Source organism: Pseudomonas sp. WS 5410 (assembly GCF_012985645.1).
Taxonomy (GTDB): Bacteria; Pseudomonadota; Gammaproteobacteria; order Pseudomonadales; family Pseudomonadaceae; genus Aquipseudomonas; species Aquipseudomonas shahriarae.
Genome location: NZ_JAAQWS010000001.1, coordinates 521,845 through 543,941, shown reverse-complemented (window position 1 = coordinate 543,941; position 22,097 = coordinate 521,845). Strand labels below are relative to the sequence as shown.

Sequence of the window (22,097 nt, the reverse complement as noted above, 5' to 3'; positions counted from 1 at the left end):
GCCCTTTCCCACCTTTTTATCGGCCAGTTCGCAAGACCGTGGCCCTTTTTTTCGGCTCGCCTGTCATCCAAGGCAAGTGAACGAAAACAGAGAGCCTTTTAATGCCCGTCGTCCCGCCATCATTGTTGCGCCTGAGTTTGGTGCTGAGCCTGAGTGCCAGTCCGTTGTTTGTTCCTGTGAGCTGGGCCGAGGACGCGGCCCGACGCAGTTATCAGGTGCCGGCCGGCACCCTGGGCAGTGCGTTGACCCGCTTTGCCGGGCTGGCCGGGGTCAATCTGTCGGTCGATCCGGCCCTGGTCGGCGGCCGCCAAAGCGCCGGGATCTCCGGTGAGTTTGCCGTCGAGGAAGGCTTCGCGCGTCTGCTGCAGGGCTCGGGCCTGCAATTGCAGGCGGTGGGTGAGCGTGCCTACACCTTGATCCCCGCGCCGCAGGGCGGTACCTACCAGTTGCCAGCCACCTCGATTCTCGGGGCCGCGAACACACCCGTCGCCGAAACCTACGCCGGTGACCAGGTCACGCGCAAAGGTGCGCAGGGCATGCTCGGCGACGGCGATTTTATGGATACGCCGTTCAACCTCACGTCCTATACCGCCAAGGCAGTGAAAAACCTGCAGGCGCGGACCCTCGGCGAGATGGTTGCCAGCGATCCTTCGGTGCGCATCACCAACCCGGCCGGCGGGCGTTTCGAGCAGTTCTCGGTGCGCGGTTTTAGCCTGTTCAACAGTGATGTGTCCTACGGCGGCCTGTATGGCGTGCTGCCGACCTACGCCATCGACATGGAAATGGTCGAGCGCGTCGATATCCTCAAGGGTCCCGGCGCCTTGCTCGGTGGCATCGCGCCTCGGGGCAGCATCGGTGGCGGGATCAATATCGAGCCCAAGCGCGCCGGCGACACACCGCTCACCGAGTTCACCGGCAGCTATGCCTCGGCCGGGCAGTTCGGGGGGGCGGTGGATATCGGTCGGCGGTTTGGCGATGAGCAGCAGTTTGGCGTGCGCTTCAATGGCGTGAAGCAGTCCGGCGATACCGAATGGGATCACCAGGAGGTGGACCGTGAAATGACAGTGATCGGCCTCGACTACCGCAAGGAGCGGGTGCGCCTGTCCCTCGACCTCGGGCGCCAGGAACGCACCGGCGACGCACCTCAGGAGCGCGTGGAAATCGCCAAGGGTAGCGTGATGCCCAAGGCCAAGGACATCCGTGACAACTTCGCCCAGTCCTGGACCTATTCCCATACCAAAGACACCTTTGGCGCGGTGCGTGGCGAGTTTGATGTCAGCGATTCATTGATGGTCTATGCCGCAGCCGGGGCGCGCAAAGGCAACTACGACTTCCTGCGCCACGGCGTGCAGGCAACCCAGAGCAATGGCGACTTCACCGTGGTGCCGCGCAGCTTCCGTCGCGACGAAGACGTCAAGACCGTCACCGTCGGCGCGCGCAGTTGGTTCGACACCGGCCCGGTAGGGCACACCCTCAATGTCAGCCTCAATCAGTTCAATATGGATTTCGACAATGCCGGCGAGCGCTACACCCCCGGCAAGAGCAACCTCTACAACCCGGTGGTTTTGCCCCGCCCAGGCAAGGCCGTGCGCTGGGACACCAGCACCCACACCGAAAACCGTTTCACCAGCCTGGCCCTGGCCGACACCCTGGCGTTTTTTGATGAGCGGGTGCTGCTGACCCTCGGCGCACGCCTGCAAAAGGTCCAGGTCACCTCCTGGAGCAATGGCATCAAGGACCAGCCGGAGTACGACGAACAAGCTACCTCGCCGGCCCTGGGCCTGGTGGTGAAAGTCACCGATCAGTTGTCCCTGTACACCAACTACATGGAAGGCTTGAGCCAGGGCGAGACCGCGCCATCGAGCGGGGTGCGCAATGAAAACGCGATCTTCCCACCGACCAAGAGCAAGCAGGTGGAAGTCGGCGCCAAGTACGACATGGGCAGCTTCGGCATGAGCGCCAGCGTGTTCCGGATCAAGCAGCCGGCCTATGGCATCGACAGCCAGGGTTTCTTCAAGCCCAACGGCGAATTGCGCAACCAGGGTGTGGAACTGAACGTGTTTGGCGAGCCCCTGACGGGCGTGCGCCTGCTCGGTGGGGTGATGCTGCTCGACAGCGAACAGACCAAGACCGCCCAGGGCCTGACCGACGGCAAGCGCGGCACCGGTGCGCCGATTGCCAACGTCAACCTGGGCGCCGAATGGGATATCCCACGCCTGCAAGGCGTGACCCTGACCGCTCGTGCGATCCATACCGGCGCGCAGTACCTGGATGCGGCCAACCAGCAGAAAATCGACAATTGGGAACGCTATGACCTGGGCGCGCGCTACACCTTCAAGGTCAAGGAAAACCCTGTGACCCTGCGCGCGACCGTGGAGAATGTGTTGGACACCACTTACTGGGCGTCGGCCGCGACCTCCAGCGACAGTGCGCCGGGCCTGACACTGTCGACGCCGCGGACGTGGCTGGTGTCGGCAACAGTGGGTTTTTGATATTCAAAAAAGGAATAAATAAATAGTTATTTATTCTTTTTATTGTTGGTGCGGAGGGCGCATTTTAAAGGCCTGCGCATTCGTGCGGATTGACCCAACAGTGAAAGGAAAACCCACATGACCATCAAAGCGATCAACGTGCGCAACCAGTTCAAGGGCGTGATCAAGGAGATCCTGCTCGGCGAAGTGGTGTCCGAAATCGACGTGCAGACGGCGTCCGGAATCGTCACTTCGGTGATCACCACCCGCTCGGTGCGCGACCTGGAGTTGAAGGTGGGCAGCGAAGTGATTGCCTTCGTCAAATCCACCGAAGTGTCCATCGCCAAGCTCTGAGTCCAGCCCTTGCAGGCGTCGGCAAGCCGGCGCCTACAGGGTTTTCAGCGCACGTTCCAGGCGTGAAATACCTTCTTCGAGCAACGCCCGCGGGCAGCCGAAGTTCAAGCGCACGAACTGCTGGCTGTCATCGCCAAATTCCACACCTGCACTCAAACCCACCTTGGCCTGTTCCAGGAAGAACCGCTGTGGGTCGTCCAGGCCCAGGGCGCTGCAATCCAGCCAGGCCAGGTAGGTGCCTTGCGGGGCATGCATGACCACGCCGGGCAGGCGTTTTTGTACGGCATCCAGCAGGTAGTCGCGGTTGTCTTGCAGGTACGCCACCAACGCTTTCAACCATTCATCACATTGGCTATAGGCCGCCCAGGTGGCTTCCAGGCCCAGGGGGCTGACGCTGTCGACCATGCCGCAGCGCGCCTTGTTGAAGCGTTCGCGGATAAGCGGGTCCTGGACAATGGCAAAGCAGGTCTTCAGGCCGGCGACGTTGTAGGCCTTGCTGGCTGACATCAGGGTAATGGTGCGGCGGGCGATTTCTGCGCTCAGCGACGCGGTGGGGATATGCCGGCGCCCGTCAAAGCACAGCTCGGCATGGATTTCGTCAGAGATAATCAGCGTGCCCTGATCCAGGCAGGCGTTGGCCACGGCCAGCAGCTCCTCGCGGGGGAACACCTTGCCCAGTGGGTTGTGGGGGTTGCTCAACAGCAACGCACCGGCGCCTTTCAAGGCCTGGCGCAAAGCGGGCAGGGGGGTGAGGTATTCGCCCTGGTCGTTCAGTTCGAAGGGCACTTCGATCTTGGGCAGGTTCCAGTTGCCCGCGGCATGGCGCAGCGGCGCATAGTTGGGGGTTTGCAACACCACCGACTGGCCTGGCTGGACAAAGGCGTGCAGAGCCATGTTGAAACCGGGCTCGACGCCCGGCAGGAACAACAGTTCATCGGGCTGCACGCGCCAGGCGTACTTGTCCCACAGGTCGTGGATGATCGCTTCGCGCACTTCTGGCCGGGCGACGCTGTAGCCGAGCATCTGCTGGTCCAGGCGTGCGTGCAGGGCCTTGAGGATCGCCGGTGGCGCGGCGATATCCATGTCGGCAATCCACATCGGCAAGACATCTTCTGGGTAACGGCTCCACTTGGTACTGCCGGTGCCGAGGCGAGGGTGGATCGTGTCGAAATCAAAGCTCATGGGGGCGCTCGTGTCAGGAAGGCGGGCGAAGAATGCCGTCGATTCTAAGTCAGCCGGCCTGATAGGTCATCAACTGCTCCTCGCACATAATGCGGATGGTGCGCCGTTGCACTTCAATCAGCCCGGCGTCCACCAGCCGATGCAGAATCCGCGAAAACGTTTCTGGCTGAATCCCCAGTTTGGAGGCCACCAGGCGCTTGGGCACTTGCAGCACTACATCGCCACTGGCCAGATCGCGCTCCTGGATCAGGAAGTTGATGACCCGGCGACTGGCGTTGGCCAGGCTCAGGGTGTCGATGTCCTTCAGGCGTTGATGCAGGTGGATGCTCATCGTGCCGAGGATCGCCAGGCAGATCTGCGGCTGGTCCTCCAGGGCCTTGCGGTAATGATGGCCCTCGATGCTCACCAGCACGCTGTCCTTGAGCGCCGTGGCACTTACCGGATACGCCTTGGCGTGGCTGAACAACAGGGCTTCGGCAAAGGTCTGGCCGGGGCGGATAACCTCCACCAAGTGCTCCTGGCCTTCGCCGGTGACCCGGTGCAACTTGACCTGGCCGCTGACCAGCAGGAAAAACCGATCGGCAGGGTCGCCCTGGTGCATCAGGGTCACATGCCCGGGCAGACGTTTGAGGTTGGCCAGGGTGCAGACGTCCTGGAAGATCTTCTCCGGCAACGGACTGAACAGATGATGCCGGCGCAGGGTTAAGACGATGGATGGGTGGGTCAACATGGCGTACCTCCGCTCCCGCCCATGGTAGGGCGTGCGGCCGGCGGGGCCTATGCCTCGTTGGAGGTAGCCCCGTAGAGGGAGTGTTCGCGCAGCAGTGCCGAAAATGCATCCCGGGCCGGGTGACAACCTGCATGGGCGTGCCAGTAAAACCGGTTGTCGATGTGCGTCAGTTCCGCGAACTCATGGCCTTGCCAGTTGGCACCCTGGCGGTATTGCTCGTAGATCCCCCGAGGCACCAGCGCGGCGCCGCTGCCAGCACTGACACAACCGACAATCGTGCCGTAGCTGGCGATGCTGACGATGGGGCAGACCTGGTCGTGGCGAGACAACCACTGCTCCAGCGCCAGGCGATAGGGGCAACCTGAGGGCCACATAAACAGGGTCAGGCCCTGCAGGTCCGCGACGCTGCGCACCGGGCCCAGCGACGTGGGGGCAATCAGTATCAGGTCTTCGCTGTACAGCACCGCGCTTTCCAGCCCCGGGCGTTGCACATCCACGGCGACAATCGCCGCGTCCAGCCGATGGTGCTGGATATCATCGAGCAACTGCGACCAGGTGCCGGTGCTCAACTCCAGCGACACTTGGGGGTACAACGCGTGATAACGCGCCAGCAGCTGTGGCAAGCGCCCGGTTGCGCTGGACTCGATAGCACCGATGCGCAGTCGCCCATGGGGCGCGCCACCGGGGGCGACGGCACGCCGGGAGGCTTCGGTCAGGTCGAGGATTTTCGTCGCATATTCGATAAACACTTCGCCGGCGGGGCTGACCCGCAGACCCCGGCCCTCGCGCACAAACAGCGCGACGCCGAGTTCCTGCTCGAGGGACTTGAGCCTTGCGGTGATATTGGACGGCACGCAATGCAGCTGCTGCGCCGCACGGGCGATGCTGCCCAGTTCGTAGACCGCCTTGAACATGCGCAGTTGGGACAGTTCCATGGTTCACCTGGAGTGAAGAGTGGGCTCAGTTTAAGTCACTTTTTTCCGGGGCTGGGGTTTCTCATACTTTTGCCAGGCAGTGCCTGTGCGCTGCCACGTCCCTGAGAACGCTCATGCCCCGTGCAAAAATTATCCTGGCAACACTCTTCGTCATTCTCTGCTGGGCGTATTCGCCGATCGGCATCCATATCGCGTTGCAGGCTTATGCGCCCGATAACCTGGCGTTGTTGCGTTTTTTGATCGCCTCCGGGTTCATGGCCGGTGTGGCCTGGATCAAGGGGATTTCCCGGCCCCGACTGCGGGATTTGCCTTTGTTTGCGGTGCTGGGATTGTTTGCCGTGACACTGCACCACATCGCCCTCAACTACGGCCAGCGCGGTGTGAGTGCCGGCGCTGCCAGCGTCCTGGCGCAATCCACGCCCTTGTTCAGCGCGTTACTTGCCAGCACGCTGTTCAGGGAGCGGCTCGGGGCCTGGCAGTGGGGCTGCGTGCTCGGCGGCCTGCTCGGCGCCGGAGTCGTGGCGGTAGGGGATCGCGGCTTGGGCGAGCTGGATGGGCATGGGTTGTTGATCCTGCTGGCGGCGGCGTCCTGGAGCCTGTATTTCGCTCTGCAAAAGCGTTATTCCCAGCATTACGACGGGCTGACCCTGGTGTGTTTCACCCTCTGGTCAGGTACGGCGTTGCTGCTGGTGTATCTGCCAGGGCTGCCGGCGGAGTTGGCCCAGGCTTCGGTGTCGGTGAACCTGGCAGTGCTGGTGCTGGGCATCTTTCCCAGTGCGCTGGCGTACCTGGCCTGGGCTTATGTGCTGACGCATAGCCAGGTCAGTCGGGCAGCGATTGCGCTTTATCTCATACCGCCGGTGGCGATGCTGATGGCGTGGGTGATATTGGCGCAGCGGCCTTCGGTGATGGTGATTGTGGGGACGGTGATTGTCCTGGCGAGTGTGGGGGCGTTGACGGTGAAAGTGCGGTGACGTAACTGACTGTCGCCGTTGGGTGGCTGGCGATGGCCATGTTTGGGTTGGGGTACAGATCCGTTGTTGCGATGGCGGTACATCAGTCCCTAACCAGCCTGACGCAAATGCTCCATCGCCCACACCGCCGCTTCCACCCGCGAGCGCAACCCCAGCTTGTGAAGCAAGTTCTTCACATGCACCTTCACCGTGCCCTCGGTAATCCCCAGTTTGTGCCCGATCACCTTATTGCTATACCCCCCGGCAATGGTCTTCAACACCTGCCGCTCGCGCTCGGTCAGTTCCACCGCCGCATGGGGCTGGGGCGAGCGCAGGGCCTGGGCCAGCACCCGGGTCAGGCCGGGGCTGATCACCAGGGCGCCGTGCAGGGCATCGCGGATGTACTGGATCAGCAACTCCGGCTCCATGTCCTTGAGCAGATACCCATTGGCATCCAGGCGCAGGGCGTCGCGGATGTCGTCTTCGGCATCGGACACGGTAAACAGCAAGACCTTGCCGCCATAGGCCATGGCCCGCAGGCGGCGCAGGGTTTCCAGGCCGTTCATCTGCGGCATGTTGTTGTCCAGCAGCACCAGGTCCGGTTGCAGCGATTCGATCAGGCCCAGGGCTTCTTCGCCATTGCCGGCTTCGCCCACCACGTGCAGGTCATCTTCCAGTTCGAGCATCTGGCGCATGCCGTGGCGCATCATCGGATGGTCGTCGACGAGCAGGATGCGGTGGCGGACTGATGGGTTGATGAGCGCCGTGTTCATGACAAGCTACCTTCTTGTAGGGAGGGCCCGAGAAATTCCGGGCGAAACAGCAAGTGCACCCGGGTGCCCTGGGGCTCGCGGGAGGAAATGTCCAGCTGGCCGTGCAGGCTGCGGGCGCGTTCGTCCATGATGGTCAGGCCGTGGTGTTCACGTTGGTCCACCGGCTCGCTGAAGCCGCGGCCATCGTCTTCAATGCTCAGGCTGACGGTTTCGCCATGCTGGCGCAGTTGCAGCCAGGCATTCTCGGCATGGGCATGGCGCAGGCAGTTGGACAGGGCTTCGCGGGTCACCTGCAACAGGTGGATCTGTTCACTGGCCGACAGTTGGAAGGCCAGGGCATCCACGTGCAGGTGTACCTGGAACTCGCCACGCCGGGAGAATTCCTCGGCGGTGTCTTTTAGCTCCTGGACCAGCCCGGCATCGTGAATTTGCAGGCGGAAGGTGGTGAGCAACTCCCGCAGTTGCCGATAGGCATTGTTCAGGCCTTCGCGCAGTTCGCCGGTGACGGTTTCCAGGGTGGCCTTGGGTTCGTCGCGGCGCAGCAGGGTCTGCATGCGGCTGACTTGCAGCTTCATATAGGACAGGGCCTGGGCCAGGGAATCATGTAGTTCGCGGGCGATGATGGTGCGTTCGTCGAGCAGCAGCAGGCGGTGGTCCTGTTCGCGCTGGCGTTTAAGGGACAGCGAGGTGCCGATCAGGTTGGCCAGGGCCTGGATCAGTTGTTGCTCCCAGGCCTGGGGCGCATGGCCGTCAACAAAGTGTGCCTTGAGTTCGCCCAGTTCCGCGCCCTGGTTGCTGATGCTGAACACCTGGGGCGGGGCCACGTGATGGCGCTCGCAGGTGGCGCAATCGCCAATGGCGCAGACGTTGCGGCTGTTGCCGCCGTGCAGCGCGAGCATCTGTTGCGCCGGGGCGAGGAAGTGCCCTTGCAGGCACAGCGACAGGCGCAGGCCCGGCAGGCGTTTCTGGAAGCGCCGGATCAACTCGTCGAGCCCTTCGGCGTTGGCCAGGCGCGTGGCCAGGCTGCGACTGCTCTCGTAGAGCAATTCCAGGGCGGCGTTGGCCTGTTGCAAGTTGAGGGTTTTTTGCTGCACCTGGCTTTCCAGGGTGCGGTGGGACTGCTCGATGGTTTCGGCCAGGGTGTTGAAGCTCAGGGCCAACTGCCCCAGCTCATCCTGGGAGCGGTGATTGACCCGGGTCTGGTAATCCCCCTCACGAAAGCGCCGGGTGGCGTCCACCAGTTCCTTCAAGGGGGTGACCACGCCGTACTGCAATTCATACAGCCCAAGCAGCAGGATGATCAGCGTGCTGAACAGCGCCAGGCCCTGGATCAACTGTTGCCAGCCTTGTTTGTGCTCGCTCTGTTGCTGCAACAGGCTGACGAACTGGTTCAGTTGCTCGACAAAGGCCGGCGCGCGTTCGCGGAAGAGGGCGCCGTCGTCGCGCTCGATGGCCGGGCGCAGCTCCTGGTTCCAGTGTTGCTGGATCTGCCGGTAGCTCTGTTGCAAGGCGCTGTGGGGGCCGTCTTCCAGTACTGCTTTCAGCGACTGGCTGTCGAGGCGCCGTTGCAGGCTTTGAGTGATGGCCTGGATCTCGTTGGCGGGGGCATGGTCGGCGAGCTTCCAGCTCAGGTGGTAGGTCTCCATGCGCACCGAGCCTGCGGTGTTGATGGCCGCGCCATCGCCCTGGCTGAACCAGGCGATCAGCCCGGCGCTCAGGGAACTGGCCAGGGCCAGGATTGCAATCAGGATGACCGCGACACCGGCGCGTGCGGGCAGGGAGCTGCGCAGCCAGTTAAACATCACGGCGTAATCGAAGGGGTAAGAACAGCAGCATGACGGCACCTGGCACGGGAAACAGCATTGAATTGTGCATTCCCTGGCGCACTACCTCTAAAGAGTTGCCGGCGGACCCTCCCACGGGAAAAAGCCGGCACAAGAGATCAATCCATTGATAAATAAAGACTTTCTCTTGTTATTGGGCCTACCTCCTTAGAGGTAGACGGGCTAAGCATAGGCCAATACCCCCCAGGCGGACGTTGATCTGGGTCAAGTTCCTGGAGGACCTCGCCCCTAACCTGCGCTCATGGAATCACTTCTGGGAGCGCAAACCGTGACTCAACCCCGTGTAAGACAGGGCCTGGTGCTGGGCATGAGTACACTGGCCTTCACCGTGTGCTTTATGGTCTGGATGATGTTCGCCGTCCTCGGCGTGCCGATCAAAGAGCTGCTGCAACTCAACGAAACCCAGTTCGGCCTGCTGGCCGCCACCCCGGTACTGACCGGCTCCCTGGTGCGCCTGCCCCTGGGCCTGCTGACTGACCGCTTCGGCGGGCGCATCGTGTTCTTTGTCTTGATGCTCACCTGCGTGCTGCCGCTGTACTTGATCACCTACGCCACCGCTTTCTGGCAATTCCTTGTGCTGGGGCTGTTTGTCGGCCTGGCCGGCGGCTCGTTCTCGGTGGGTATCGCCTACGTCGCCAAGTGGTTCGACAAAGACAACCAGGGCTTTGCCATGGGCGTGTTCGGCGCCGGCAACGCGGGGGCTGCAGTCACCAAGTTTCTGGCGCCGGCCCTGATTGCCCTGGGGACCTGGCACCTGGTGCCGAAAGTGTTCAGCGCGATCCTGTTTATCACCGCGCTGCTGTTCTGGTTCCTCACCAGCGAGAACAAGGCCCACCGCAGTGCCGGTGGCGCGACCTTGCGCGAGCAACTGCTGTGCCTCAAGGACCCGGCCGTATGGCGCTACTGCCAGTACTACTCGATTGTGTTCGGCGGCTACGTGGCCCTGGCGCTGTGGGCGACCAAGTACTACGTGCAGGAATACGGCTTCAGCCTGCAAAGCGCCGCGCTGTTGGCCGCGTGCTTTTCCCTGCCCGGTGGCGTGCTGCGCGCTGTGGGTGGCTGGATGTCCGACCGCTGGGGCGCACAGAGCGTGACCTGGTGGGTGCTGTGGGTCAGCTGGATCTGCCTGTTCCTGCTCAGCTACCCGCAGACCCAGTTGCAGGTGCAAACCGTCAATGGCCCGCTGGACTTCCATATCGGCCTCAACGCCACCCTGTTCACCGTGCTGCTGTTTGTGATGGGCATCGCCTTCGCCTTCGGCAAGGCCTCGGTGTTCAAGTACATCGCCAATGACTATCCGCAAAACATGGGCGCGGTGTCCGGCATCGTCGGCCTGGCGGGCGGCCTTGGCGGCTTTGTCCTGCCGATCATGTTCGGCGCCCTGGTGGACCTCACCGGCGTGCGCTCCTCCTGCTTCATGTTGATGTACGGCGTGGTCTGGGTATCCCTGACCTGGATGTACTTCAGCGAAATCCGCAAGCAACCGCTGCTTGGTAAAGCGGCGGCCCAGCCTCTCCAAGGAGAATCCGCATGACTATCGCGCAAAAGCCCAACTCGGGCCCGGTGATCCACGACTGGCGCCCTGAAGACCCGGCGTTCTGGGGCGCCAGCGGCAAGCAGACCGCGACCCGCAACCTGTGGATCTCGATCCCGGCGCTGCTGTTGGCCTTCGCCGTGTGGATGGTGTGGAGCACGGTGATCGTGCGCCTGAACGCCATCGGCTTCAGCTTCACCACAGACCAGTTGTTCTGGCTGGCGGCGTTGCCCGGCCTGTCTGGCGCCACCTTGCGCGTGTTCTATTCGTTCATGGTGCCGATCTTCGGTGGCCGCCGCTGGACGGCCCTGAGCACCGCGTCGCTGCTGATTCCGTCACTGTGGATGGGCTTCGCGGTACAAGACCCGAGCACCTCCTACAGCGTGTTTGTATTGATCGCGCTGCTGTGCGGCTTCGGCGGCGGCAACTTCGCCTCGAGCATGTCCAACATCAGCTTCTTCTATCCCAAGTCCCAGCAAGGCACGGCCCTGGGCCTGAACGCCGGCCTGGGTAACCTGGGGGTGTCGGTGATGCAGTTCTGCGTGCCGCTGGTGATTACCTTCGGTGTGTTCGGCCTGATTGGCGGCCAGCCCCAGACCCTGGAAGACGGCAGCCAGTTGTGGCTGCAGAACGCCGGGTTTATCTGGGTACCGTTCATCATCACCGTGACCCTGTTTGCCTGGTTCGGCATGAATGACCTGTCCAGCGCCCGCGCTTCGTTCAGCGAGCAGGCGGTGATCTTCAAGCGCAAGCACAACTGGCTGATGTGCTGGTTGTACCTGGCCACCTTCGGCTCGTTCATTGGCTTCTCGGCCGCCTTCCCGATGCTGATCAAGACCTCGTTTCCAGACGTCAACGCCTTGAAATTCGCCTTCCTCGGCCCGCTGGTAGGTGCCCTGGTACGCCCATTGGGTGGCTGGCTGGCCGACAAACTGGGCGGTGCGCGGGTGACCTTGTGGAACTTCGTGCTGATGATCGTGATGGTGTTCGGCGTCCTGCACTTTTTGCCCCTGAACGGCGAGGGCGGCAGCTTCTACGGCTTCCTCGGCATGTTCATGCTGCTGTTCATCACCACCGGCATCGGCAATGGCTCCACCTTCCGCATGATCCCGGTGATCTTCCGCACCCAGCATGAAAAGGCCAGCGCCGGCAAACCTGCCGCCGTGCGTGAGCAAGCCCTCAAGGATGCCAGCAAGGAGTCGGCAGCAGTGCTGGGCTTCAGCTCGGCAATGGGCGCCTTCGGTGCGTTCTTCATCCCCAAGACCTTTGGCTCGTCCATGGCCTACACCGGCAGCCCGGCCATGGCGTTCTACATGTTTGTCGGCTTCTACCTGACCTGCATCGTCGTGACCTGGTGGTGGTATGCGCGCAAAGGCGCCGAGACCCCCTGCTGAGTCGACCCCGAATTCAAACCTTGCGTGGGCGGGGCACAGAACCCCGCAGCAAGCCTGAGAGGAAAGCACCATGAGTCATTTACTGGATCAACTGCGGTTCTTCAATCGCAAGCAAGACGAGTTCTCCGAAGGTCACGGCGAGACCCGCAAGGAGTCCCGCGACTGGGAAAACGTCTACCGTTCGCGCTGGCAGTACGACAAGATCGTGCGCTCCACCCACGGGGTGAACTGCACCGGCTCGTGCTCGTGGAAGATCTACGTGAAGAACGGCCTGATCACCTGGGAAACCCAGCAGACCGACTACCCGCGCACCCGTAACGACCTGCCCAACCACGAGCCGCGCGGCTGCCCCCGTGGTGCGAGCTACAGCTGGTACATCTACAGCGCCAACCGCCTGAAATACCCGAAGATCCGCAAACCATTGCTCAAACTGTGGCGCGAGGCGCGCCTGACCCTGTCGCCGGTCGAGGCCTGGGCGAGCATTGTCGAGGACAAGGTCAAGGCCGACTCCTATAAAAGCAAGCGTGGCATGGGGGGCTTCATCCGTTCCAACTGGGATGAAGTCAACGAGATCATCGCCGCGTCCAACGTCTACACCATCAAGCAATATGGCCCGGACCGTATCGTCGGCTTCTCGCCGATCCCGGCCATGTCCATGGTCAGCTATGCCGCAGGTTCGCGTTACCTGTCGCTGATCGGCGGCGTGTGCCTGAGCTTCTATGACTGGTACTGCGACCTGCCGCCAGCCTCGCCGATGGTCTGGGGCGAACAGACCGACGTGCCGGAATCGGCCGACTGGTACAACTCCAACTACATCATTGCCTGGGGTTCCAACGTCCCGCAGACCCGTACCCCGGACGCGCACTTCTTCACCGAGGTGCGCTACAAGGGCACCAAGACCGTGGCGATCACGCCTGACTATTCGGAAGTGGCCAAGCTCACCGACCTGTGGCTCAACCCCAAGCAGGGCACCGACGCGGCACTGGCCCAGGCCTTTAACCATGTGATCTTCAAGGAATTTCACCTGGATAAACCGAGTGCCTACTTCACCGAATACGCCAAGCGCTATACCGACTTGCCGGTGCTGGTAATGCTCAAGCCGATGACCGGTTTTGCGCCGGGTGCAGGCTTCCAGCCGGACCGCTTCCTGCGCGCCTCGGACCTGGTCGACAACCTGGGCCAGGACAACAACCCGGAATGGAAAACCATCGCCCTCGACGAAAGCGGCGAGCTGGTTTCGCCACAAGGTTCCATCGGCTATCGCTGGGGCGAGAAGGGCAAGTGGAACATTCTGGCCAAAGAAGGCGGTGAAGGTCGCGAGATCGACCTGAAACTGAGCCTGATCGGCGATGACGTCGCCGAAGTGGCGTTCCCGTATTTTGCCGGTGAAGCCCACGACTACTTCCAGCACGTGGCTGGCGATGCCGTGCAATTTCGTCGGGTACCGGTACACAGCGTGACCCTGGCCGATGGCACGGTGGCCAAAGTGGCGACGGTGTTCGACCTGTCGGCGGCCAACCTGGCCATCGACCGTGGCCTGGGCGGCAACAACGTGGCCAAGGACTACAACGACGCCAGCGTACCGGGCACGCCAGCCTGGCAGGAGGCAATCACCGGGGTCAGCCGCGAGAAGGCCATCCAGATCGCCCGTGAGTTTGCCGACAACGCCGACAAGACCCGTGGCCGCTCGATGATCATCGTCGGCGCGGCGATGAACCACTGGTACCACATGGACATGAACTACCGCGGGCTGATCAATATGCTCATGCTCTGCGGTTGTGTCGGCCAGACCGGCGGCGGTTGGGCGCACTACGTGGGCCAGGAAAAACTGCGTCCGCAATGCGGCTGGCTGCCCCTGGCATTCGGCCTGGACTGGAACCGTCCGCCACGCCAGATGAACGGCACCAGCTTCTTCTACGGCCACAGCTCGCAATGGCGCCACGAGAAGATGAGCATGCACGACATCCTCTCGCCGCTGGCCGACAAGTCGCAGTTCCCGGAACACGCCCTGGACTACAACATCCGTGCCGAACGCGCCGGTTGGTTGCCCAGCGCGCCACAACTCAATACCAACCCGCTGCATATCTGCCGTGATGCGGCGGCTGCCGGTATGGACCCCAAAGACTACGTGGTCAAATCCTGGCAGGACGGCACCCTGCGCTTTGCCTGCGAGCAGCCGGACAGCCCGGTGAACTTCCCGCGCAACATGTTTATCTGGCGCTCCAACCTGCTCGGCTCGTCGGGCAAGGGCCACGAGTACATGCTCAAGTACCTGCTCGGCACCAAGAACGGGGTGATGAACGAAGACATCGGCCACAGCACCGAATGCAAGCCAACCGAGGCCGAATGGGTCGAAGACGGCGCCATCGGCAAGCTGGACCTGGTGACCACCCTGGACTTCCGCATGTCCTCGACTTGCGTGTATTCCGACATCGTCTTGCCGACCGCCACCTGGTACGAAAAAGACGACATGAACACCTCGGACATGCACCCGTTCATTCACCCGCTGTCGGCGGCGATTGATCCGGCGTGGGAGTCGCGTTCGGACTGGGAAATCTACAAAGGCATCGCCAAGGCGTTCTCGGCCATGTCGGTCGGCCACCTGGGTGTGGAACAAGACCTGGTCACCGTGCCGTTGATGCATGACAGCGTGGGTGAACTGGCCCAGCCGTTTGGCGGCACTGACTGGAAAAGCGCCGGTGTGGCGCCGGTACCGGGCAAGAATGCGCCGAACATGGCGGTGGTGGAACGGGACTACCCGAACATCTACAAGCAGTTCTCGTCCCTCGGCCCGATGCTGGAAAAACTCGGCAACGGCGGCAAGGGCATCAACTGGAACACCGATGAAGAGGTGCAGTTCCTCGGTGAACTCAACCACCACGAAGGCGACGCGGGCATCAGCCACGGCCGGCCAAAAATCGACACGGCGATTGATGCGGCCGAGGTGATTCTGTCCCTGGCTCCGGAAACCAACGGCAAGGTCGCCTTGAAAGCCTGGGCGGCGCTGTCGGAATTCACCGGTATCGACCACAGCCACCTGGCGATTTCCAAGGCCCACGAAGCAATCCGCTTCCGCGATATCCAGGCACAGCCGCGCAAGATCATCTCCAGCCCCACCTGGTCGGGCCTCGAAGACGAACACGTGAGCTACAACGCCGGCTACACCAACGTCCATGAAAACATCCCATGGCGCACCATCACCGGCCGCCAGCAGTTCTACCAGGATCACCCGTGGATGCAGGCGTTCGGCGAGCAGTTGATGAGCTACCGGCCACCGGTCAACACCCGCACCATCGAAGGCGTGAAGGGCAAGCGCAGCAATGGCGAGACCGAGATCGTCCTGAACTGGATCACGCCGCACCAGAAATGGGGGATTCACAGCACCTACAGCGACAACCTGCTGATGCTCACCTTAAGCCGTGGCGGCCCGATTGTGTGGCTCTCGGAAATCGACGCCAAGCGCGCCGGGATCGAGGACAACGACTGGATCGAATGCTTCAACGTCAACGGCGCGCTGACCGCCCGTGCGGTGGTCAGCCAGCGGGTCAAGGAAGGCATGGTGATGATGTACCACGCCCAGGAACGCATCGTGAACGTACCGGGTTCGGAAACCACCAAGACCCGCGGCGGCCACCACAACTCGGTCACCCGCGTGGTGCTCAAGCCGACCCATATGATCGGCGGCTATGCCCAGCAGGCCTACGGTTTCAACTATTACGGCACGGTCGGCTGCAACCGCGATGAATTCGTGGTGGTGCGCAAGATGGTCAAGGTCGATTGGCTCGATGGCTCCAGCGGTGATGATCTGCCGCGTCCATTGCCGACCGATATCGAGGAGAACTGAGATGAAGATCCGCTCACAAATCGGCATGGTCCTGAACCTGGACAAATGCATCGGCTGCCACACCTGCTCGATCACCTGCAAAAACGTGTGGACCAGCCGTGAAGGCATGGAATACGCCTGGTTCAACAACGTCGAATCCAAGCCCGGGATCGGCTACCCGAAAGAATGGGAAAACCAGGACAAGTGGAAGGGCGGCTGGATCCGCAACGCCAACGGCTCGATCAACCCGCGCATCGGCGGCAAGTTCCGCGTGTTGGCGAACATCTTCGCCAACCCCGACCTGCCGAGCCTGGACGACTACTACGAACCGTTCGACTTCGACTACCAGCACCTGCACACCGCGCCTTTGGGCGAGCACCAACCGACCGCGCGGCCGCGCTCGGTGGTGTCCGGCAAGCGCATGGAAAAAATCGAGTGGGGCCCCAACTGGGAGGAAATCCTCGGCACCGAGTTCGCCAAGCGCCGCAAGGACAAGAACTTCGACCAGATCCAGGCCGACATTTATGGCGAGTACGAAAACACCTTCATGATGTACCTGCCGCGCCTGTGCGAGCACTGCCTGAACCCGGCGTGCGCGGCGTCGTGCCCCAGCGGCGCGATCTACAAGCGTGAAGAAGACGGCATCGTGCTGATCGACCAGGAAAAATGCCGTGGCTGGCGCATGTGCATCAGCGGCTGCCCGTACAAGAAAATCTACTTCAACTGGAAGAGCGGCAAGTCCGAGAAGTGCATCTTCTGCTACCCACGGATCGAAGCCGGCATGCCTACCGTTTGCGCAGAAACCTGCGTCGGGCGTATCCGCTACCTCGGCGTGCTGCTGTATGACGCCGATCGCATCAGCGAAGTGGCCAGCACCGCCAACGAGCACGACCTGTACGAGAAGCAGCTGGAAATCTTCCTCGACCCGAATGACCCGGCGGTGATCCGCCAGGCCCTGGCCGATGGTGTACCGCAGTCGGTGATCGACTCGGCCCAGCGTTCGCCGGTGTACAAAATGGCCGTGGACTGGAAGCTCGCGCTGCCGCTGCACCCGGAATACCGCACCTTGCCGATGGTCTGGTACGTGCCGCCACTCTCGCCGATCCAGAACGCGGCCGCCGCTGGCACCGTGGGCATGAACGGGGTGATCCCGGATGTCGACAGCCTGCGCATCCCCCTACGTTACCTGGCCAATATGCTCACCGCCGGTGACGAAAAACCGGTCAAACGTGCCCTGAAACGCCTGCTGGCCATGCGCGCTTTCAAGCGTTCGCAGCAAGTGGATGGGGTTGAAGACCTGCAAGTGCTGGCCGACGTGGACCTGAGCGTGGCCCAGGTGGAAGAGATGTACCGCTACCTGGCGATTGCCAACTACGAAGACCGTTTTGTGGTGCCCAGCGCCCACCGTGAAGACGCGATGAGCGATGCGTTTGCCGAGCGTTCCGGCTGTGGTTTCAGCTTCGGCAGCGGCTGCAGTGGCAGCTCCGACACCAATATGTTCGGCGCCAAAAAGGCTAACCGCCGCGACGTGTTGAAAACCGTCCAGATCTGGGAGGACTGAGCCATGCGCATTCTTAAAGTGATCTCGTTGCTGCTGGACTATCCCACCCAAATCCTGGTCGACGGCCATGATGAGCTGGAAAAAGCGATTATCGAATCGCGGGAAATCAGCCCCAAGCAGCGCGGTGCGCTGTTTGAGCTGCTCGAACTGATCTGCAGCAATGACCTGATGGACGGCCAGGAGCACTACGGCGCGCTGTTTGGCCGTGGCCGCTCGCTGTCGCTGCTGTTGTTCGAACACGTGCATGGCGAGTCGCGGGACCGTGGCCAGGCCATGGTCGACATGATGGCCCAGTACCAGGAAGCCGGGTTTGCCATCGGCGTCAAGGAGCTGCCGGACTACATCCCGCTGTACCTGGAGTTCTTGTCCACCCGCGAAGACATTGAGGCCCGCGAGGGCCTGGCGGATGTGGCGCACTTGCTGGCCCTGCTGGCAGCGCGCCTGGACGAGCGTGAAAGCGCTTACGCCAGTTGCTTCCGTGCGCTGTTGCAGATCAGCGGCGCCGAGCCGCACCAGGCCATCGCCGAGTTGCGTGCCCAGGTCGCCGCTGAAGTCCGCGACGACTCCCTCGAAGCCCTGGACAAGGTCTGGGAAGAGGAGGCCGTGGACTTTATGCAGGCCGAGCAGCAGGACCGTTGCAGCTCGATGCCCAGCGCACCGGGCAAGGCCCGCGAAGAAAGTGCGGTGCCCTTGCACTGGGTGGATTTTCAGCACGAAGGGCTGGCCGCTGTGCCAGCCAAGGAGGTGGGTAATGTCTAAGTGGAATTTGTTGGTATTTGGCGTGTATCCGTATGTCGCCCTGGCCATTTGCCTGTTGGGCAGTTGGGCGCGGTTTGACCTGTCCCAGTACACCTGGAAGGCCGGCTCCAGCCAGATGCTCAGTAACCGTGGCATGCGCGTGGCGAGCAACTTCTTCCATATCGGTGTGCTGTTCGTGCTGGCCGGGCATTTTGTCGGCCTGCTGACCCCGGCGTCGATCTACCACCATGTGATCAGCACTGAGCACAAGCAACTGCTGGCGATGGTTTCCGGTGGTTTCTTCGGCCTGCTGTGCCTGGTGGGCCTGCTGATGCTGGTCAAGCGCCGCCTCACCGATCCACGGGTACGGGCCACGTCGAGCCCGTCGGACATCTTGATCCTGCTGGTGTTGCTGGCGCAGTTGGTGCTGGGCTTGCTGACCATCGTCGCCTCCACCGGGCATATGGACGGCTCGGTGATGGTGATGCTCGCGGACTGGGCGCAGAACGTCGTGCTGCTGCGACCTGTGGAAGCGGCCGCCGCGATTGCCCCGGTGAGCCTGATCTACAAGTTGCACGTGGCGCTGGGTCTGACCCTGTTTGTGCTGTTCCCGTTTACCCGTCTGGTGCATATGGTCAGCGCACCGATCTGGTACCTGGGGCGTCGTTATCAAATCGTGCGGCAGAAGTGAGGAGAACGTCATGACTACAGGATGCGGATGTGGTGGCGGCGGTGCGGGCGGTGGCGGTTGCAGTTCTTCGGCCAAGGCTGTGGACGTTGTGGTACCCGAAGTCGAGGTGGCGGTTGAGCCGCAACTGATCGCCAGTAGCGAGCAGGAATGGCCGATTGTCAGCGTCAACGGGGTGGTGATCACCCCGGAAAACATGGCCCAGGAGTTGCAATATCACCCGGCTGAAAGCCGCGAGGAGGCGGTCTTCCTCGCTGCCCGCGCGCTGGTGATCCGTGAGCTGTTGCAGCAGCGGATTCGCGAGTTGGGTGTGCAACTGGAAGTCGGCGCCGGCGAGAACGAAGAGGAGGCGGCGACCCGCCTGTTGCTGGAGCGCGAAGTCCAGGTGCCGGACTGCGACGAGGCCACTTGTGTGCGCTACTTCGAGAGCAATCGCGGGCGCTTTCACAGCGCGCCGTTGCTGGCGGTGCGCCACATCCTGCTGGAGTGCGCGCCGGATGATGCTGAGGCGCGTCATCAGGCCCATGCCCAGGCCGAGGTGCTGTTGCAGAGCCTGGAAGAGTCGCCCGGCAGCTTTGCCGAGCTGGCGCTGCAGTATTCGGCGTGCCCCTCCAAGGCCCAGGGCGGCTCCCTGGGGCAGGTCAGCAAAGGCCAGACCGTGCCGGAGCTGGAGCGCCAGTTGTTCACCCTGGCCCCGGGCCTGGCCGGCAAACCCCTGGAAAGCCGCTACGGCTGGCATGTGATCTGCGTCGATCAACGCATCGAAGGCCAGGCGCTGCCATACGAGGCGGTGGCTACGGCGATCCGCACCCAGTTGCAGCAAGGGGTATGGCAGAAGGCACTGGTGCAATACCTGCAAACCCTGATTGGCGCGGCCGATGTGCGTGGCATCGCGCTGCAGGGCGCCGACTCGCCGTTGGTGCAGTGACATGAGCCTGGTGGATGGTGTGGGCCGTTCCATTGACTACCTGCGGTTGTCGGTGACCGATCGTTGTGATTTGCGCTGTGTGTATTGCATGGCGAAAAACATGACGTTCCTGCCGCGCCAGCAGGTCCTGACCCTGGAGGAGCTGCAACGGCTGGCGACGGTGTTCGTCAGCCAGGGTGTGCGCAAGATCCGCCTGACGGGGGGCGAACCGCTGATCCGTCCAGGCATTGTCGAACTGTGCCGCCATATCGCCGCGTTGCCCGGCCTGCGTGAGCTGGTGATGACCAGCAACGGCACGCAACTGGGGCGCCTGGCCCGGCCGCTGGTAGAGGCTGGGGTCAAGCGTATGAATATCAGCCTCGACAGCCTCGACCCCGAGCGCTTTCGCGCGATTACCCGCAACGGCGACCTGCGCCAGGTGCTGGACGGCATCGAGGCGGCGCGGGACGCGGGGTTCGAGCGGGTCAAGCTCAACTGCGTGGTAATGAAGGGGCGCAATTTCGATGAAGTCCCGGCGCTGGTGCAGTACGCCATCGACCAGGGCATTGATATCAGCTTTATCGAAGAGATGCCGCTGGGCGATGTAGGGCGCTCGCGGGGCGAATCCTTTTGCTCCAGCGAACAGGTGAGGGCGTTGATCGCCAAGCATCATGGCTTGCTCGACAGCACCGAAAACAGCGGCGGCCCGGCGCGCTACGTGCGCCTGGCCCGCCATCCGCGCACGCGCATCGGCTTTATCTCGCCCAACTCCCATAACTTCTGCGCCAGCTGCAACCGGGTGCGGATGACGGTGGAAGGGCAGTTGCTGTTGTGCCTGGGGCAGGACAATGCGGTGGATTTTCGGGCGTTGGTACGCCGTTATCCGCTGGATGACCGGCCGTTGGTGGAAGCGCTGCACAAGGCGTTGCGGGGCAAGCCATTGCGCCATGATTTCACCGGGCAGGGCGAGGTGCAGGTGGTGCGGTTTATGAATATGAGTGGGGGGTGAGGCTGGCCAACGGTAGTTCCCATTGTTTTGTATCAAGGGCATTCCGCTGGCCCGCGTGGCTTTTTTCGGTCGTTACCATTGCCGGTTTCTACAACGAGCACTATCGAAAAGGAGTTAGGTATGAATCGACCCCCTGACGGACTCACCGCACCACCTGAGGGATATGGCGACTGGTTGAAAGAACTGAAAAGCCGCATCCACTCTGCCCAACTGCGTGCATCTCTGGCGGTAAACCGTGAGCTGGTGCTGCTGTACTGGCAGATTGGCCAGGACATATTGACCCGACAGGCGCAGCAGGGATGGGGAGCAAAAGTCATCGAGCGTCTGGCGCGGGATTTGCGTTCAGCTTTTCCTGATATGAAAGGTTTTTCGCCACGCAACCTCAAGTACATGCGCGCATTTGCTGAAGCCTGGCCGGACGCTGAGTTTGTGCAAGGGGTGCTTGCACAATTGCCTTGGTATCACCAATTAGCGTTGCTCGATAAGCTACCCGGCCCCGAAACCCGTCGCTGGTACGCCGCCCAAGCCATTGAACACAACTGGTCACGCAACATTCTGGTCATGCAGATCGAGACCCGTTTGCTCGAGCGCAGTGGCAATGCTGTCAGCAACTTCGAAACCCTGCTGCCCAAGCCCCAGTCGGACTTGGCCCGCGAGTCGCTGAAAGATCCTTACCGTTTCGACTTTCTGGGACTGACCCTGGACGCGCAGGAGCGCGAGATCGAAAGCGCACTGGTCAGGCATGTGACCGACTTTCTACTGGAGCTGGGGGCAGGCTTTGCCTTTGTCGGCAAGCAGGTGCTGCTGGATGTGGGCGGCGAGGAGTTCTTCCTTGACCTGCTGTTTTATCACCTGAAACTGCGCTGTTACGTCGCGATCGAGCTCAAGGCGGGCAAGTTCAAACCAGAACATCTGGGGCAGTTGGGTTTTTACCTCGCAGCGGTGGACGCCCAACTCAAGCACCCACAAGACAGCCCCACCATTGGCCTGCTGCTGTGCAAAAGCAAAAACAAGATAGTGGCTGAATACGCTTTGCGTGACAGCGCTCGCCCCATCGGGGTGGCGGAGTACCAGTTGGTCGACTCCCTCCCGGCAGAACTCCAAATCAGCTTGCCCAGCATTGAACAGATTGAACGTGAACTGGCCTGTGACGATACGTCTTCGCAAACTTGACCCTGGTCAATTGCAACCCGCCATTCAC

17 protein-coding genes are annotated in these 22,097 nt (G+C 62.0%); 12 read left to right on the top strand and 5 right to left on the bottom strand.

Translation table 11 applies throughout. The features are described from left to right. The first annotated feature begins 101 nt into the window (after positions 1-101). Positions 102-2,492, top strand: a complete 2,391-nt coding sequence (locus tag HBO24_RS02260) for a TonB-dependent receptor (RefSeq protein WP_120733269.1) — start codon at positions 102-104, stop codon at positions 2,490-2,492. Positions 2,493-2,609: 117 nt separating this feature from the next. Then, on the top strand, positions 2,610-2,825 hold the full coding sequence (locus HBO24_RS02255) for a TOBE domain-containing protein (RefSeq protein ID WP_003173733.1): 216 nt from the start codon (positions 2,610-2,612) through the stop codon (positions 2,823-2,825). 33 nt (positions 2,826-2,858) lie between these two features. On the opposite strand, the gene HBO24_RS02250 is transcribed toward HBO24_RS02255, so the two are convergent. From HBO24_RS02250 to HBO24_RS02240, 3 genes are read right to left on the bottom strand one after another with little or no spacing between them, the layout of a single operon-like run. Continuing rightward, on the bottom strand, positions 2,859-4,007 hold the full coding sequence (locus HBO24_RS02250) for a PatB family C-S lyase (RefSeq protein ID WP_057445048.1): 1,149 nt from the start codon (positions 4,005-4,007) through the stop codon (positions 2,859-2,861). A gap of 49 nt (positions 4,008-4,056) precedes the next feature. Then, positions 4,057-4,737: a Crp/Fnr family transcriptional regulator gene (locus HBO24_RS02245; RefSeq protein WP_169960672.1), complete on the bottom strand. Its 681-nt coding sequence runs from the start codon at positions 4,735-4,737 to the stop codon at positions 4,057-4,059. 47 nt (positions 4,738-4,784) lie between these two features. Further along, positions 4,785-5,672 (bottom strand): LysR family transcriptional regulator, encoded by an 888-nt coding sequence (locus HBO24_RS02240; RefSeq protein ID WP_120733264.1) that lies wholly within the window; start codon positions 5,670-5,672, stop codon positions 4,785-4,787. Between the two features lie 113 nt (positions 5,673-5,785). Here HBO24_RS02240 and HBO24_RS02235 point away from each other — a divergent pair, with 113 nt between their 5' ends. After that, entirely contained in the window at positions 5,786-6,646 is an 861-nt protein-coding gene (locus tag HBO24_RS02235) for a DMT family transporter (RefSeq protein ID WP_057445050.1), read from the top strand. Between the two features lie 89 nt (positions 6,647-6,735). On the opposite strand, the gene narL is transcribed toward HBO24_RS02235, so the two are convergent. Then, positions 6,736-7,383, bottom strand: a complete 648-nt coding sequence (gene narL / locus HBO24_RS02230) for a two-component system response regulator NarL (RefSeq protein ID WP_081044232.1) — start codon at positions 7,381-7,383, stop codon at positions 6,736-6,738. Between the two features lie 11 nt (positions 7,384-7,394). Next, a complete protein-coding gene (locus HBO24_RS02225; protein ID WP_115128332.1) occupies positions 7,395-9,200 on the bottom strand; it encodes an ATP-binding protein in 1,806 nt (601 codons plus the stop codon). 310 nt (positions 9,201-9,510) lie between these two features. Between HBO24_RS02225 and HBO24_RS02220 the strand changes: the two genes are divergently transcribed. The 9 genes from HBO24_RS02220 (at position 9,511) to HBO24_RS02180 (ending at position 22,069) form a co-directional block, all read left to right on the top strand. Then, a complete protein-coding gene (locus HBO24_RS02220) occupies positions 9,511-10,776 on the top strand; it encodes a nitrate/nitrite transporter (RefSeq protein ID WP_081044233.1) in 1,266 nt (421 codons plus the stop codon). Further along, positions 10,773-12,170 carry a NarK family nitrate/nitrite MFS transporter gene (locus tag HBO24_RS02215; protein ID WP_057959377.1) on the top strand — a complete coding sequence of 466 codons (1,398 nt, stop codon included), beginning with the start codon at positions 10,773-10,775 and terminating at the stop codon, positions 12,168-12,170. Before HBO24_RS02220 ends, HBO24_RS02215 begins: the two co-directional genes overlap by 4 nt. Positions 12,171-12,240: 70 nt before the next feature. Then, positions 12,241-16,014: a nitrate reductase subunit alpha gene (locus HBO24_RS02210; protein WP_057959378.1), complete on the top strand. Its 3,774-nt coding sequence runs from the start codon at positions 12,241-12,243 to the stop codon at positions 16,012-16,014. A gap of 1 nt (position 16,015) precedes the next feature. After that, positions 16,016-17,554 (top strand): nitrate reductase subunit beta, encoded by a 1,539-nt coding sequence (narH, locus tag HBO24_RS02205; protein ID WP_029291316.1) that lies wholly within the window; start codon positions 16,016-16,018, stop codon positions 17,552-17,554. Positions 17,555-17,557: 3 nt separating this feature from the next. Next, positions 17,558-18,313: a nitrate reductase molybdenum cofactor assembly chaperone gene (gene narJ, locus HBO24_RS02200; RefSeq protein ID WP_057436843.1), complete on the top strand. Its 756-nt coding sequence runs from the start codon at positions 17,558-17,560 to the stop codon at positions 18,311-18,313. Then, the gene (narI, locus tag HBO24_RS02195; protein WP_057436841.1) at positions 18,306-18,983 is read left to right on the top strand and encodes a respiratory nitrate reductase subunit gamma; all 678 of its coding nucleotides are present in this window, start codon (positions 18,306-18,308) and stop codon (positions 18,981-18,983) included. Before narJ ends, narI begins: the two co-directional genes overlap by 8 nt. Before the next feature lie 10 nt (positions 18,984-18,993). Next, a complete protein-coding gene (locus HBO24_RS02190) occupies positions 18,994-19,908 on the top strand; it encodes a peptidylprolyl isomerase (protein WP_057436839.1) in 915 nt (304 codons plus the stop codon). A 1-nt stretch (position 19,909) separates the two neighbouring features. Further along, positions 19,910-20,896 (top strand): GTP 3',8-cyclase MoaA, encoded by a 987-nt coding sequence (moaA, locus tag HBO24_RS02185; RefSeq protein WP_057445054.1) that lies wholly within the window; start codon positions 19,910-19,912, stop codon positions 20,894-20,896. Positions 20,897-21,016: 120 nt separating this feature from the next. Next, positions 21,017-22,069 (top strand): PDDEXK nuclease domain-containing protein, encoded by a 1,053-nt coding sequence (locus HBO24_RS02180; RefSeq protein ID WP_057436837.1) that lies wholly within the window; start codon positions 21,017-21,019, stop codon positions 22,067-22,069. Positions 22,070-22,097: the final 28 nt, after the last annotated feature.